Consider the following 14,923-nt stretch of genomic DNA (forward strand, 5'->3'; position numbering starts at 1 on the left):
CCGGCACATGCAAAGGGTCCGTCAAGTGCGTGACGGGTCCGCCGGATCGCCGGGCCGTTCGCTCACTTGCCGCGGGGCTGTTCGGTGACGGTGACGGTCACCGTGACCGTCGGCCGGACCCCTCCCCCGTTCTTGCCGCTGTCCGGGGCGGGCGTGGAGGGCGGCGCGTCGCAGTTGCCGAGCAGGCTGGCCCGGAAGACCGTGCGGCCGTCGGCCTTCGCGGTCAGGTCGCCCCGCACGCACCGGCCGTCGACCGCCTGCCGGACCTCGCCGGCGACCGTGATGTCCCGGCCGTCCTTCGTCCGGCCGCTGCAGTCGACGTCGGCGACACGGCGCGTGGAGGCGGTGGCCGAACCGGCCCGTGCGGACGACGACTTCGCGCCGTCTCCGCCGACGTTCGCCGTGCAGGTCAGCCACTGCACGTGGACGCCTTCGTGTTCCAGGGCACGGGTGGCGGTGAGGTCCGTGGTCACGGCGATGGACGCGGTGTTCAGCCCGTCCGCGGGTTCGCAGGCGGTCAGGCCCGCGACGGCGGTCACCGCGAGGCAGACCGCGGCCGGAAAGCGACGGGTCGCCCGGCGACCCCATGCCCTTGATGTCCCCATAAGGGCAGCTTCCCACCGCTGCTCTCGCAGCGGTAGACCGCTTGTGGCCACAACTGCCCCGGAGTGACGGCCCTACGACCAGCGGCCCGTGCGCCCCAGCAGCAGCGCTGTCGCAGCGGTGCCGGCCGTCGAGGTGCGCAGTACGGTCGGACCGAGCCGGCAGGTGCGGGCACCGGCGGCGGCGAAGACGGCCAACTCGTCGGGCGACACGCCCCCTTCGGGGCCCACGACCAGCACGATCTCGCCCTCCTCGGGCAGTTCGACGGTGGCCAGCGGCTCGCTGTCGTAGTCCTGGTCCTCGTGCAGCACGGCCGCGAAGTCGGCGGTGGCCAGAAGTGCGGAAACCTGTTTGGTCGTCATCGCACCCGCCACGTCCGGGAAGCGGACCCGGCGCGACTGCTTGCCGGCCTCGCGGACCGTACTGCGCCACTTCGCCAGGGACTTGAGGCCGCGGTCGCCCTTCCACTGCGTGATGCAGCGCGCGGCCTGCCACGGCACGATCGCGTCGACGCCCGTCTCCGTCATCGTCTCGACGGCGAGCTCGCCACGGTCTCCCTTGGGCAGCGCCTGCACGACGGTGATGCGGACGTCCGGGCGGGGCTCCTCGTGGACGGACTCCAGATCGGTGATCACCAACCGGTCCTTGCCCTCGGCGGCCATCACGACGCCCTCCGCCCAGTACCCCTGACCGTCCGTCAGGACGACGTCCTCACCGGCGCGCAGGCGTTTCACCGAGACGGCGTGCCGGCCCTCGGGGCCCTCCAGGACGAACCCGGGCCCCTGTGGCATCCGGTCGACGACGAAGACGGGTGCCGTCACTGTGTACTCCTCGTGCTCAGTGCCGTCCGTGCGGCGTCCAGTTCCTCGGCGAGCAGCCTGACCAGCCGGCCCGCGGGCAGTTCGCGTGCCATCCGGTGCCCCTGCCCCGCCCACAGTGCCATGCCCTGCGCGTCCCCGGCCTTGGCCGCCGCCTTGCGCAGCGCGGACGTCAGATGGTGCACCTGCGGATAGGCGGCGGGGGCGTACGGTCCGTGCTCGCGCACGAAGCGGTTGACCAGGCCGCGGGCCGGGCGGCCCGAGAAGGCCCGGGTCAGGGTGGTGCGGACGAACAGCGGGTTGGTCAGGGCCTGCTTGTGCAGCAGATGGGCGCCCGATTCGGGGGAGACCAGGAAGGCGGTGCCGAGCTGCGCGGCATCGGCGCCCGCCGCCAGCACCGCGGCGATCTGGGAGCCGCGCATCAGGCCGCCCGCGGCGATGACCGGTATCTGCACGGTCTCGCGGACCTGGGCCACCAGGCAGAGCAGCCCGGTGCCGGTGCCGTCGGCCTGCGGGTCGTCGCGGAACGTGGACTGGTGGCCGCCCGCCTCGACGCCCTGGGCGCAGACGGCGTCGGCGCCCGCCCACTGGGCGGCCTGGGCCTCCTCGGGCGAGGTGACCGTGACGACGGTGTACGTACCCGCCGCGGCGAACGCGTCGAGGGTGTCGCGGGAGGGGCAGCCGAAGGTGAAGGAGACGACCGGGACCGGGTCCTCCAGCAGGATGGCGAGCTTGGCCTCGTAGCCGTCGTCGCCGCAGGCGTCCGTGTCACCGAGCGGGGTCTCGTACCAGGAGGTCTCGCCCGCGAGCTGGTGCCGGTACACCTCGACGGCCGCCGGGTCGGCGAGGTTCGGCTGCGGCATGAAGAGGTTGACGCCGAACGGCTGGCCGGTGAGCCCGCGCACCTGCTTGATCTCGTTGTACATGCCGTCCGCGGTCTTGTACCCGGCGGCCAGGAAGCCGAGCCCGCCGGCCTCGGCGACGGCCGCGACGAGCTGCGGACAGGAGGCTCCGCCCGCCATCGGGGCCTGCACGATCGGAAACCGGCAGAGATCGGTCAACGCGGATGACATGACCGCATCGTGTCATGTCGCCCCTGCCCCGCGATGCGCACCCCGCTGCAACGTTTTGTCCGCAATGCGGTACGGGCCCGGAAACCGGGCCCGTACGACATCGTTGCGTGGATCTAGCGGCCGTTGAACGCGTCCTTCAGCCGGGAGAACAGGCCCTGCTGTCCGGGCTGGAACTGCCCGGTGGGCCGCTCCTCGCCGCGCAGCTTCGACAGTTCGCGCAGCAGGCGCTCCTGCTCCGGGTCCATCTTGGTCGGCGTCATCACCTCGACGTGCACGATGAGGTCGCCGCGACCGCCGCCGCGCAGGTGCGTGATGCCGCGCCCGTGCAGCGGGACGGACTGGCCGGACTGGGTGCCCGGCCGGATGTCGACCTCCTCCAGGCCGTCGAGCGTCTCCAGCGGCACCTTGGTGCCGAGGGCCGCCGCCGTCATGGGGATGGTGACCGTGCAGTGCAGATCGTCGCCGCGCCGCTGGAACACGGCGTGCGGCAGCTCGTGGATCTCGACGTAGAGATCGCCGGCCGGGCCGCCGCCGGGGCCGACCTCTCCCTCGCCCGCGAGCTGGATGCGGGTGCCGTTGTCGACACCGGCGGGGATCTTCACGGTGAGCGTGCGCCGTGAGCGGATGCGGCCGTCACCGGCGCACTCCGGGCACGGCGTCGGCACGACCGTACCGAAGCCCTGGCACTGGGGGCAGGGCCGCGAGGTCATGACCTGGCCGAGGAACGACCGGGTGACCTGGGAGACCTCGCCACGGCCACGGCACATGTCACAGGTCTGGGCGGAGGTGCCGGGCGCGGCACCCTCGCCACTACAGGTCGTACAGACGACGGCCGTGTCGACCTGGATGTCCTTGGTCGTGCCGAAGGCCGACTCGGAGAGGTCGATCTCCAGCCGGATCATGGCGTCCTGGCCGCGACGGGTGCGCGAACGGGGTCCGCGCTGCGACTGCGTGCCGAAGAACGCGTCCATGATGTCGGAGAAGTTGCCGAAGCCGCCCTGTCCGAATCCGCCCGCGCCACCGCCTCCGGAGGCGGACAGCGGGTCGCCGCCGAGGTCGTAGACCTGCTTCTTCTGAGCGTCCGACAACACCTCGTACGCGGCGTTGATCTCCTTGAACCGCTCCTGGGTCTTCGGATCGGGGTTCACGTCCGGGTGCAGCTCGCGGGCGAGCCTCCGGAAGGCCTTCTTGATCTCGTCCTGCGAAGCGTCGCGGCGCACGCCGAGTACGGCGTAGTAGTCCGTGGCCACTTACGACTCCGCCAGGATCTGTCCGACGTAACGTGCCACTGCGCGTACCGCTCCCATCGTTCCGGGGTAGTCCATGCGGGTCGGTCCGACCACGCCGAGTTTGGCGACTGCCTCGTCGCCCGAACCGTAGCCGACCGCGACGACGGACGTGGAGTTGAGCCCCTCGTGGGCGTTCTCGTGCCCGATACGTACGGTCATGCCCGAGTCCTTGGCCTCACCGAGCAGCTTCAGCAGCACGACCTGCTCCTCCAATGCCTCCAGCACCGGCCGGATCATCACAGGGAAGTCGTGCCCGAAACGGGTGAGGTTGGAGGTGCCGCCGATCATCAGCCGCTCCTCCGTCTCCTCGACGAGGCATTCGAGGAGGATCGAGAGCACGGTGGACACGGTTCCCCGGTCCTCGCTCTCGAAGGATTCCGGCAGGTCCTGCACCAGCTGCGGAACGTCCGCGAAACGGCGTCCCACGACCCGGCTGTTGAGCCGCGCCCGCAGATCGGCGAGAGAGGTCTCACCGAACGGCGCGGGGCAGTCGACCAGCCGCTGTTCGACCCGGCCGGTGTCCGTGATCAGCACGAGCATCAGCCGGGCGGGGGCCAGGGACAGCAGTTCCACGTGCCGCACCGTCGAGCGGGTCAGCGAGGGGTACTGCACGACGGCGACCTGCCGGGTCAGCTGCGCGAGCAGCCGTACGGTACGTCCCACGACATCGTCGAGGTCGACCGCGCCGTCGAGGAAATTCTGAATGGCACGGCGCTCCGGCGACGACAGGGGCTTGACGCCCGCGAGCTTGTCGACGAAGAGCCGGTACCCCTTGTCCGTCGGGATACGTCCCGCGCTGGTGTGCGGCTGGGCGATGAAGCCCTCGTCCTCCAGCACCGCCATGTCGTTGCGGACGGTGGCCGGGGAGACCCCCAGCTTGTGCCGCTCCGTGAGCGCCTTGGAGCCGACGGGCTCCTCGGTGCCGACATAGTCCTGGACGATGGCGCGCAGCACTTCGAGTCTGCGTTCGCTGAGCATCGCGCACACCTCCAGCTGTGTACCTCGGTGGTTCTCGGGCCGTTCCCGGGTCTGTCCCTGGCACTCTGGGCGTACGAGTGCCAGCAATCCCCCGGCCAGTGTACGGCGCCGGGGTAGCCCCCTAGCAAGGGCGACCGGCCACGCTACCGCGAGACTGCGCAGGTCGTTGCCGATAGCGTCGCTGCATGGACGCCTCTTGGGAAGAGTTCGGCTGGGAGCGACTCGGACACGGAGTGGGCCGGCGACGCCTTCCGGTGTGGGATGCAACGGTCGCCCTGGTGGCGGGGACCGACGGCGTGCTGCTCTGCGACACCGGGCCGTCACTCCGCGAAGCCGCCGAACTGCGTGGTCAGGCGCAGGCCCTGCTGGGCCGGAGGGTGACGCATATCGCACTCAGCCACCCCCATTTCGATCATGTGCTGGGCACGGCGGCCTTCGCCGGGACGCAGGTCTTCGGCGCGGGGGGAATGACGGAACTGCTGCGCCACGGGGCGGACGAACTGCACGCCGACGCGGTGCGGCACGGTCTGCCCGAGCACGACGCGGCCGAGTCCGCCGACGTGCTGGTGGCGCCGCACCACGAGGTGCGCGCCGAATGGACGCTCGACCTGGGCGGCGGGCGTGAGGTGCTGCTCGTGAACGCGGGTCCGGGGCACAGCGGCCACGATCTCGCGGTGCTGGTACCCGGCCTCTCCGGCTCGCCCGCGGTCGTGCTCTGCGGCGACCTGGTCGAGGAGTCCGGTGAACCGCAGGCGGGCCCGGACGCGTTCCCGGCACGCTGGCCGGCGGCGCTGGACCGGCTGCTGGAGCTGGGCGGTGAGGACGCGCTGTACGTGCCGGGGCACGGGGCCGTGGTGGACGCCGCGTTCGTACGGGCCCAGCGCGATCAGCTGGCTGCCCGGTTCGGCGTGTCGTGAGCCGCTCCCGCCTTATCGTCATCCGATGCGCAGCTACCAGCCGGACCTGACCCCGCCGTGGAAGAAGTCCGCCCCCGCTCCCGAGGTGCCCGCCGATCCCGATCTGGTCGTCGAGGAGGCCGTCACGGGCTTCTGCGGTGCGGTGATCCGGTGCGAGAAGACGGCCGAGGGCCCGACGGTGACGCTGGAGGACCGCTTCGGCAAGCACCGGGTGTTCCCGATGACGCCGCGCGGCTTCCTGCTGGAGGGCCGGGTCGTCACGCTGGTGCGCCCTTCGGCGGGCGGCCCGGCCCGGCCCGCACGGACGGCCTCCGGCTCGGTGGCCGTCCCCGGCGCGCGGGCCAGGGTGGCGCGGGCCGGACGCATCTACGTGGAGGGCCGCCACGACGCCGAACTGGTGGAGCGGGTCTGGGGCGACGACCTGCGCATCGAGGGCGTGGTCGTGGAGTACCTGGAGGGCATCGACGACCTGCCCGCGATCGTGCGCGAGTTCTCACCGGGTCCGGACGCACGGCTCGGGGTGCTGGTCGACCATCTCGTACCGGGTTCCAAGGAGTCCCGGATCGCGGCACAGATCTCGGACGGGAACGTCCTGGTGGTCGGCCACCCGTACATCGACGTGTGGGAGGCCGTGAAACCGTCGTCCGTCGGGATCCCCGGCTGGCCGGTGGTGCCGCGCGGCCAGGACTGGAAGACGGGTGTGTGCCGGTCGCTGGGATGGCCGGAGAACACGGGTGCGGCGTGGCAGCGGATCCTGTCCACGGTCCGCTCCTACCGGGACCTGGAGCCGGAGCTGCTGGGCCGGGTGGAGGAACTGATCGACTTCGTGACGGCACCCCCCGCACCCTGAGCAACGGGCCCCGGGCCGGAGCCCCAACTCCCAGCCCTTCCCGGCGACCTCCAGCCCCTCCCCGCGATTGAGGGGAGCGGGGCCCGGGGCAGAGCCCCCCACTCCCAGCCCCTCCGGCGATTGAGGAGCGGGGTCCGGGGCAGAGCCCCGGTTCAGGGAAGGGGCGGGGAGGGGAACAGCCCGCCGCAGGCGCCCCGACGCCCTCCACGCGGCCCACACCCCACACCCCGCAGCCCGCGCCCCGCGCCTCGCGCCCCGCACCCCCTCAGTCCACCAGGTCCCGCACCACCGCATCCGCCAGCAACCGCCCCCGCAGGGTCAGCACCGCCCGGCCCTCCCCGTAGGGGCCCGGCTCCAGCAGTCCGTCGTCCACCGCTCGCCCCGCCGCCGCAAGCCCCGCCGGGGCGAGCAGCGACAGCGGGCAGCCGTCGACCAGCCGCAGCTCCAGCAGGATCCGCTCGACGCGCCGGTCCTCCGCGGAGAGGATCTCGCGGCCCGCCCCGGGCGAGCGCCCCTCGGCCAGCGCCTGCGCGTACGCCCCCGGGTGCTTCACGTTCCACCAGCGCACGCCGCCGACGTGGCTGTGCGCGCCGGGTCCGGCGCCCCACCAGTCGGCCCCGCGCCAGTACAGCTCGTTGTGCAGGCAGCGGCCCTCCGGTGTCCGGGCCCAGTTCGACACCTCGTACCAGGAGAAGCCGGCCGCGGCCATCGCCTCGTCCGCGATGAGATACCGGTCGGCGTGTGCGTCGTCGTCCGTCATCGGGATCTCGCCGCGCTTGATCCGGCGGGCCAGCTGGGTACCCTCCTCGACGATCAGGGCGTACGCAGACACATGGTCGGGCCCGGCGCCGATCGCCGCGTCGAGGGAGGCGCGCCAGTCGTCGTCGGACTCGCCGGGCGTGCCGTAGATCAGGTCGAGGTTGACGTGGTCGAAGCCGGCCGCCCTCGCCTCGGCGACACAGGCCTCGGGCCGGCCGGGGGTGTGGGTGCGGTCGAGGATCTTCAGGACGTGTTGCCGGGCGCTCTGCATCCCGAAGGAGATCCGGTTGAAGCCGCCCTCGCGCAGCTCGGCCAGGTACTCCGGGCCGACCGACTCGGGGTTGGCCTCGGTGGTGATCTCGGCGTCGTCCGCGAGGCCGAACTCCTCCCGGATCGCGCCCAGCATCCGGACGAGGTCGGCGGCGGCCAGCAGCGTCGGCGTGCCGCCTCCGACGAAGACCGTACGGACCTGGCGGGGGTCGTCGCCGAGGACCTTGCGGGCCTGGCGGACCTCGCCGATGAGGTGCGAGGCGTAGTTGTCGCGGGAGGCCAGCGCACCGCCGGAGCCGCGCAGCTCGGTCGCGGTGTAGGTGTTGAAGTCGCAGTAGCCGCAGCGCGTCGCGCAGTACGGCACGTGGAGGTAGAAGCCGAGCGGGCGTTCTGCGGCGCCTTCCAGGGCATGGCGGGGCAGCGCCCCGTCGTCGGGCACGGGCTCACCATCGGGCAGTACGGAAGGCATACCGTCCATTGTCGCGCGCCGCCCGGCAGCCGGACGCCACACCCGTGCGTGCTTACGACCTGGTGCGCGTCGGGAGCCCGCTCGCTATCGTGCACCAGGTCGTTACTCGGCCTGGAGGACCAGCAGCGCCAGGTCGTCGTCCGGCGGGCGCTCCGCGAAGGCGTGCACGGCGTGCTTGATGCGGTCCGCGATCCCTTCCGCGCTCAGCCCGGCGCACCCGGAGAGCGCCTGTGCCAGCCCGTCCTCGTCGTCGAACATCAGCGGCCCGGAACGCCGCTCCGTCACCCCGTCGGTGACGCAGAGCAGGCTGTCGCCGGGGGCCAGGTCGAAGCTCTGGGTCTCGTAGACGGCGTCGTCCATGACCCCGAGGAGCAGCTGCGGTTCGGCGGCGGGCCGCACGGTTCCGTCGGGGCGCAGCAGCAGCGGCAGCGGGTGTCCGGCGCTGACCAGGGTGCAACGGGCTCCGCCGCCGGGCAGCGGTACGAGCTCCCCGTACAGCAGGGAGAGGAACCGGGACTGTCCGCTGTCCGCCGAGTGCTGGCCGCCGGCGGCGGCGACCATGAGCGCGGCCGCCTCGGCGGCCTCCATCGCGTCGTCGAGGAGCAGCCGGTTGAGGCGGACCAGGACCTCGTCCGCCTGGAAGCCCTCGCGGGCCAGCAGCCGCAGCCAGGGGCGGGCGAGCCCGGTGACGACGGCGGCCTCGGGGCCGCTGCCCTGGACGTCGCCGAGGACGAAGCACCAGCGGTCGCCGGGGCACGGGAAGATGTCGTAGAAGTCACCTCCGACCACCCCGTCGTCGCTGGGCTCGTAGACGAGGGAGCTGGCGACGCCCGGTATGTCGGCGACCTTGCTGGGCAGCAGTCCGCGCTGCAGGATGCGGCTGATGGTGGCCTGCCGGGTGTAGGCGCGGGCCGCGCCGACGGCGAGGCCGACCCTGCGTACGAAGTCCTCGATGAGCGCGGTGACCTCGTCGGGGACGCGGGCGATGCCTTCGCGGCCCAGGAGTACGGCTCCGAGGGTGCGGCCGCCCGAGGTGATCCGGTAGGCGAGCACGACGCCTTCGAGCCCGTCCGGCTGCCCGCCGTCCTCCGCGTTGCCGGGCCACGGCATCGACACGGGTCCGGTGCCGACCCGTTCGGGGAGGCGGAGCGGGTCGCCCTCCAGCAGGGTGCGCAGCGGCTGGATGCGGGTCTCGTCGACGTGCCAGACCTTGGCGAGGCGGGGGACGGCCGCGCGGCCCGGGGTTTCGGGCTCCAGCCAGATCGCGCACCAGTCGGCGAGCCGGGGCACGAGTAACTGTCCGGCGAGCGCGGCCACGATGTCCTCGTCGAGCTGACCGGCCAGCAGGTCCGAGGCCTCGGCGAGGAACGACAGTGCGCCGCGGCCCGCCCAGTCGGCGTCGTCGCGCAGGGCGCGGCGTGCGGTGGGGGCGAGCAGTTCGGCGGCGCGCAGCCCCTGCTGGAATCCGGGCTCGGGGCGGGCGTCGGGGAAGGGGTTCCAGTCATCGACGGGGAGCCGGGCCCAGACGGTCTTGAGGCCGGTGCGGTAGGTGATGCCCCAGCGTTCGGAGAGGGTGGCGACGAGTTCCAGGCCGCGCCCGTACTCGGCGGGCTCCCCGGGGCCGGCCGCGCCCGCGAAGCCGCCCTCGGAGCCGTCGCTGCGTACGGCACGGGCCGGGTGGTGGTCGGAGATCTCCAGGACGAGCGCGGCGGCCTCGTCCTCGGTGGCCTCCTCCAGCCGGAAGAGAAGTTCGACGTTGGTCCCGGCGTGCACGACGGCGTTGGTGACGAGTTCGCTGACGACGACCGCCGCGTCGTCGGCCAGCCGCTCGCTGAAGCCGACTGCCGCGGGAAGCCCGAGCCCGCTCCACTCGGCGAGCGCCGCCGCGACGAACCGCCGGCCCGCGGCGGGCGCCAGCAGGTTGCCGGGCAGGCTCGTCCGGGCGACGGGCTGTGCGCCCGTGGACGCGCCATTGGTTCCGGGACGTTGCACGATGTCCCGCTGCAAGGGAATGGACCCCACAGGGCGGCTCCTGACCTGTTCTCGCTCTGCCTGTTCTCCGTTGGGACGAACCCTCTTGGACCGACCGGCCCAGCGCCGCTGACGACACGGACAGAGTGACAGATCGGCCCCCCGCATACGCGTCGAGTTACCGAAGTGCCTGGAGAAACAGAGCCCCGGCCCCCTGCGCGGTGCGCGGGGGGCCGGGGCCTCAGGCGGCTGTCACGCCTCGCGGGAGCCCGCGTACATGTCGTCGATCAGGTCCTTGTAGGTGCGCTCGACGACCGGCCGCTTCAGTTTGAGGCTGGGCGTGACCTCGCCGTGCTCGATGTCGAGGTCACGCGGGAGCAGCCGGAACTTCTTGATGGTCTGCCAGCGCTGAAGTCCCTCGTTGAGGCGCTTGACGTAGCCGTCGATGAGCTCGACGGTCTGCGGCGACGCCACGACGTCCGCGTAGGACTTGCCCGCCATGCCGTTGTCGGCGGCCCAGCCGAGGATGGTCGGCTCGTCGAGGGCGATGAGCGCGGTGCAGAAGTTACGGTCCGCGCCGTGCACCAGGATGTTGGAGACGAACGGGCAGACCGCCTTGAACTGGCCCTCGACCTCGGCCGGTGCGATGTACTTGCCGCCGGACGTCTTGATCAGGTCCTTCTTGCGGTCGGTGATCCGCAGATAGCCGTCCACGGACAGTTCACCGATGTCGCCGGTGTGGAACCAGCCGTCGGCCTCCAGCACCTCGGCCGTCTTGTCCGGGAGTCCCTGGTAGCCCTCCATCAGGCCGGGGCCGCGCAGGAGGATCTCGCCGTCGTCGGCGATGCGGACCTCGGTGCCGGGGAGCGGCTTGCCGACGGTGCCGGTGCGGTAGGCCTCGCCCGGGTTGACGAACGAGGCGGCGCTCGACTCGGTGAGGCCGTAGCCCTCCAGGATGTGGATGCCGGCGCCGGCGAAGAAGAAGCCGATCTCGGGGGCGAGCGCGGCGGAGCCGGAGACGCAGGCGCGGAGCCGGCCGCCGAACGCCTCACGGATCTTGGCGAAGACGAGGGTGTCGGCGACCTTGTGCTTGGCGCCGAGCGCGAAGGGCACGGAGGCGGTGCCGGTGCGCCGGAAGTTGTCCTGGGAGACCTTCGCGTACTCGCGGGCGACCCCGGCCGCCCAGAGGAAGATCTTGTACTTGGCCCCGCCACCGGCGCGGGCCTTGGCCGCGACGCCGTTGTAGACCTTCTCGAAGATCCGGGGGACGGCGGCCATGTACGTCGGCTGGACGATCGGCAGGTTCTCGATGATCTTGTCGACCCGGCCGTCGACCGCGGTGACGTGCCCGACCTCGATCTGTCCGGACGTGAGCACCTTGCCGAAGACGTGAGCGAGCGGCAGCCACAGGTACTGGACGTCGTCCTTGGTGATCAGGCCGGTGGAGACGGTGGCCTTGGCCATGTACGACCAGTTGTCGTGCGGCAGCCTCACGCCCTTGGGGCGGCCGGTGGTGCCCGAGGTGTAGATGAGGGTCGCGAGCTGCCCGGGGGTGATCGCGTCGACCCGCTCGGTGATCGCGGCCGGGTTCTTGGCCAGGTGCTCGGCGCCCAGGGCCTCCAGGTCGGCCAGCGAGAGCACCCAGCCCTCGGGGTCGCCCTCGTCCGGTACGAGGCCCTCGGCGTCGATGACGACGACGTGCGCGAGGTGCGGCAGGTCGGCCCGGGACTCACGGGCCTTGGCCAGCTGCGCGGCGTCCTCGGCGATCAGGACCCGGCTGTCGGAGTCGGAGAGGATGAACGCCGACTCCTCGGTGTTCGTGGAGGGGTAGATCGTGGTGGTCGCGGCGCCCGCGCACATCACCCCGAGGTCGGCCAGGATCCATTCGACCCGGGTGCTCGCGGCGAGCGCGACGCGCTCCTCCGGCTGCACGCCCAGGGCGATCAGCCCGGCCGCCATGGCGTAGACCCGCTCGGCTGCCTGCGCCCAGCTGAGGGACTTCCACTCATCGGGACCCTGGCCGGTGGCCGCGGGGACGGGGTAGCGGTAGGCCTCCCCGTCCGGGGTGGCCGCCACCCTGTCGATGAAGAGGGTCGCCACGGAGGGCGGACGGTTCTCGATCATGGTCTGTGTGTCGCTCACGACATCCTCCGGGCCTGCGGCAGTGCTTCACGACGGGCTGCTGGTTGGGGTGTGCTCTCCGCTTGCTTCTACGTGCTTGATGATGCTTGTTTAACTGGCGAGTAACTACGAAGCCGTGATCAGAGTAAAGCGCCCGCGCGCCCCGCGTAAGAGGCAACGGGACCCCGCTTCATAACGAACGGGCCCCCGCGGCGCAGCGTTCTGCGATGCGGGGACCCGTTCGTCTACCGGCCAGTAGAAGCGAGGGGCGGGGCTGCGTGCCGCCGCTGCTCGCTCCACATCTGCGTGCTACTTCTTGGCCTTGGTCTCCCCGGCGGACTCGTCGGTCGACAGCACGGAGATGAACGCGTCCTGCGGCACCTCCACGTTGCCGACCATCTTCATCCGCTTCTTGCCTTCCTTCTGCTTCTCCAGCAGCTTCCGCTTACGGGAGATGTCACCGCCGTAGCACTTGGCGAGGACGTCCTTGCGGATGGCGCGGACGGTCTCACGGGCGATGACCCGGGAGCCGATGGCCGCCTGGATCGGCACCTCGAAGTTCTGCCGCGGGATGAGCTTCTGCAGCTTGGCGACGAGCCGTACGCCGTACGCGTAGGCCTTGTCCTTGTGCGTGACCGCGGAGAACGCGTCGACCTTGTCGCCGTGCAGCAGGATGTCGACCTTGACGAGCTGGGCGGACTGCTCGCCGGTGGGCTCGTAGTCGAGGGAGGCGTAGCCCCGCGTCTTGGACTTCAGCTGGTCGAAGAAGTCGAAGACGATCTCGGCGAGCGGCAGGGTGTAGCGGATCTCGACCCGGTCCTCGGAGAGGTAGTCCATGCCGAGGAGCGTGCCGCGGCGCTGCTGGCAGAGCTCCATGATCGCGCCGATGAACTCACTGGGCGCCAGGACCGTGGCCCGGACGACCGGCTCGTGCACCTTGTCGATCTTGCCCTCGGGGAATTCACTCGGGTTGGTGACGACGTGCTCGCTGCCGTCCTCCATCTCGACGCGGTAGACCACGTTGGGGGCGGTGGCGATGAGGTCGAGACCGAACTCGCGCTCCAGCCGCTCGCGGACCACGTCGAGGTGGAGCAGACCGAGGAAGCCGACGCGGAAGCCGAAGCCGAGCGCGGCGGACGTCTCCGGCTCGTACACCAGGGCGGCATCGTTGAGCTGGAGCTTGTCCAGGGCCTCGCGCAGGTCCGGGTAGTCCGACCCGTCCAGCGGGTACAGACCCGAGAAGACCATCGGCTTGGGGTCCTTGTAGCCGCCCAGCGCCTCGGTCGCCCCGTTGCTCAGGGAGGTGATCGTGTCACCGACCTTGGACTGCCGGACGTCCTTCACGCCGGTGATGATGTAGCCGACCTCACCGACGCCGATGCCGTCGGACGGGGTCATCTCCGGGGAGGAGACACCGATCTCCAGGAGCTCGTGGGTGGCTCCGGTCGACATCATCCGGATGCGCTCGCGCTTGTTCAGCTGGCCGTCGACGACTCGGACGTACGTGACGACACCGCGGTACGCGTCGTAGACCGAGTCGAAGATCATCGCGCGGGCGGGTGCGTCCGCCTTGCCGACGGGCGCCGGGACGTCCCGGACCACCCGGTCGAGCAGCGCGTCCACGCCCACACCGGTCTTCGCGGAGACCTTGAGGACGTCCTCGGGCTGGCAGCCGATGAGGTTGGCCAGCTCCTCGGAGAACTTCTCGGGCTGGGCGGCCGGCAGGTCGATCTTGTTGAGCACCGGGACGATGGTGAGGTCGTTCTCCATCGCCAGATAGAGGTTGGCCAGCGTCTGGGCCTCGATGCCCTGCGCGGCGTCGACCAGCAGGACCGTCCCCTCACAGGCGGCCAGCGACCGGGAGACCTCGTAGGTGAAGTCGACGTGTCCCGGGGTGTCGATCATGTTGAGGACGTGGGTGCTGCCCTGGCCCTCACCGGTCGTGGGCGCCCAGGGCAGTCGCACCGCCTGGGACTTGATGGTGATGCCACGCTCGCGCTCGATGTCCATCCGGTCGAGGTACTGAGCGCGCATCTGCCGCACATCGACCACACCGGTCAGCTGGAGCATCCGGTCGGCAAGGGTCGACTTGCCGTGGTCGATGTGCGCGATGATGCAGAAGTTGCGGATCAGCGCCGGGTCGGTACGGCTCGGCTCGGGCACGTGGAGAGGAGTCGCGGGCACGCAGGGTCCTGATTCTTGAGACGCCGAACGCCGTGTCTCGGGTCGATGTCGGGTCGGTCGGATCTGTACGTAGCCTCCATCGTCCCACGCCTGCGGGGCGAAGACCGGTTTGGGCCGGTCGGAGTGCGACTGGTACCGTGGACAGCTGTGCCTCGTGGCTCTCGGGCCGCAAGGACACACATCGAAGATCCAACGAACCTGAAAAGGCTCTTTCGTGGCGAACATCAAGTCCCAGATCAAGCGGAACAAGACGAACGAGAAGGCGCGCCTGCGCAACAAGGCCGTCAAGTCGTCGCTCAAGACCTCGATCCGCAAGGCCCGCGAGGCCGTCGTGGCGGGCGACGTCGAGAAGGCCACCGTGGCCGTTCGCGACGCTTCGCGTGCCCTCGACAAGGCTGTCTCGAAGGGTGTCATCCACAAGAACGCCGCCGCCAACAAGAAGTCGGCGCTGGCCACCAAGGTTGCCACCCTCCAGGGCTGAGCATTCTGATGTGATCGCCGGTACGGATCCAGCGGGCCCTCTCTCCCGCTCCTGACCGGCACCCCGCGCCGCACACCGAACCTGCGTTCGCCACGCGGGTGCGGCGCACCAAGCGCATGTCGAAGGCCCCCGCTGCTCCC

12 protein-coding genes are annotated in these 14,923 nt (G+C 71.1%); 3 read left to right on the forward strand and 9 right to left on the reverse strand.

Going from position 1 to position 14,923, the window contains the following annotated elements:
- Positions 1-62 precede the first annotated feature (62 nt).
- The 5 genes from OG446_RS11160 to hrcA all read right to left on the reverse strand — a co-directional run bounded on the left by OG446_RS11160 (position 63) and on the right by hrcA (position 4,761).
- A complete protein-coding gene (locus OG446_RS11160; protein ID WP_328893884.1) occupies positions 63-605 on the reverse strand; it encodes a hypothetical protein in 543 nt (180 codons plus the stop codon).
- A 72-nt stretch (positions 606-677) separates the two neighbouring features.
- Positions 678-1,424, reverse strand: coding sequence for a 16S rRNA (uracil(1498)-N(3))-methyltransferase (locus OG446_RS11165; RefSeq protein ID WP_328893885.1), 747 nt, complete (start codon positions 1,422-1,424; stop codon positions 678-680).
- On the reverse strand, positions 1,421-2,494 hold the full coding sequence (locus OG446_RS11170; RefSeq protein WP_328893886.1) for a nitronate monooxygenase: 1,074 nt from the start codon (positions 2,492-2,494) through the stop codon (positions 1,421-1,423). Before OG446_RS11170 ends, OG446_RS11165 begins: the two co-directional genes overlap by 4 nt.
- Before the next feature lie 113 nt (positions 2,495-2,607).
- The gene (dnaJ, locus tag OG446_RS11175) at positions 2,608-3,744 is read right to left on the reverse strand and encodes a molecular chaperone DnaJ (RefSeq protein WP_328893887.1); all 1,137 of its coding nucleotides are present in this window, start codon (positions 3,742-3,744) and stop codon (positions 2,608-2,610) included.
- Positions 3,745-4,761 carry a heat-inducible transcriptional repressor HrcA gene (hrcA, locus tag OG446_RS11180; RefSeq protein ID WP_219573125.1) on the reverse strand — a complete coding sequence of 339 codons (1,017 nt, stop codon included), beginning with the start codon at positions 4,759-4,761 and terminating at the stop codon, positions 3,745-3,747.
- A 185-nt stretch (positions 4,762-4,946) separates the two neighbouring features.
- Between hrcA and OG446_RS11185 the strand changes: the two genes are divergently transcribed.
- Both OG446_RS11185 and OG446_RS11190 read left to right on the forward strand, forming a co-directional pair.
- Positions 4,947-5,678 carry an MBL fold metallo-hydrolase gene (locus OG446_RS11185; protein WP_328893888.1) on the forward strand — a complete coding sequence of 244 codons (732 nt, stop codon included), beginning with the start codon at positions 4,947-4,949 and terminating at the stop codon, positions 5,676-5,678.
- Positions 5,679-5,703: 25 nt separating this feature from the next.
- Positions 5,704-6,528, forward strand: a complete 825-nt coding sequence (locus tag OG446_RS11190) for a DUF3097 domain-containing protein (RefSeq protein ID WP_328893889.1) — start codon at positions 5,704-5,706, stop codon at positions 6,526-6,528.
- A 265-nt stretch (positions 6,529-6,793) separates the two neighbouring features.
- On the opposite strand, the gene hemW is transcribed toward OG446_RS11190, so the two are convergent.
- The 4 genes from hemW to lepA all read right to left on the reverse strand — a co-directional run bounded on the left by hemW (position 6,794) and on the right by lepA (position 14,302).
- Positions 6,794-8,035, reverse strand: a complete 1,242-nt coding sequence (hemW, locus tag OG446_RS11195; RefSeq protein WP_328893890.1) for a radical SAM family heme chaperone HemW — start codon at positions 8,033-8,035, stop codon at positions 6,794-6,796.
- A gap of 93 nt (positions 8,036-8,128) precedes the next feature.
- Entirely contained in the window at positions 8,129-10,033 is a 1,905-nt protein-coding gene (locus OG446_RS11200) for an ATP-binding SpoIIE family protein phosphatase (RefSeq protein WP_328898269.1), read from the reverse strand.
- A gap of 216 nt (positions 10,034-10,249) precedes the next feature.
- A complete protein-coding gene (locus tag OG446_RS11205) occupies positions 10,250-12,139 on the reverse strand; it encodes an AMP-dependent synthetase/ligase (RefSeq protein ID WP_328893891.1) in 1,890 nt (629 codons plus the stop codon).
- Positions 12,140-12,427: 288 nt separating this feature from the next.
- Positions 12,428-14,302, reverse strand: coding sequence for a translation elongation factor 4 (gene lepA, locus OG446_RS11210; protein ID WP_328893892.1), 1,875 nt, complete (start codon positions 14,300-14,302; stop codon positions 12,428-12,430).
- Between the two features lie 214 nt (positions 14,303-14,516).
- On the opposite strand from lepA, the gene rpsT reads away from it, so the two are divergent.
- Positions 14,517-14,783, forward strand: a complete 267-nt coding sequence (gene rpsT, locus OG446_RS11215; protein WP_136325190.1) for a 30S ribosomal protein S20 — start codon at positions 14,517-14,519, stop codon at positions 14,781-14,783.
- The last annotated feature ends 140 nt before the right edge of the window (positions 14,784-14,923 follow it).

Source organism: Streptomyces sp. NBC_00236 (assembly GCF_036195045.1).
Classification (GTDB): Bacteria; Actinomycetota; Actinomycetes; order Streptomycetales; family Streptomycetaceae; genus Streptomyces.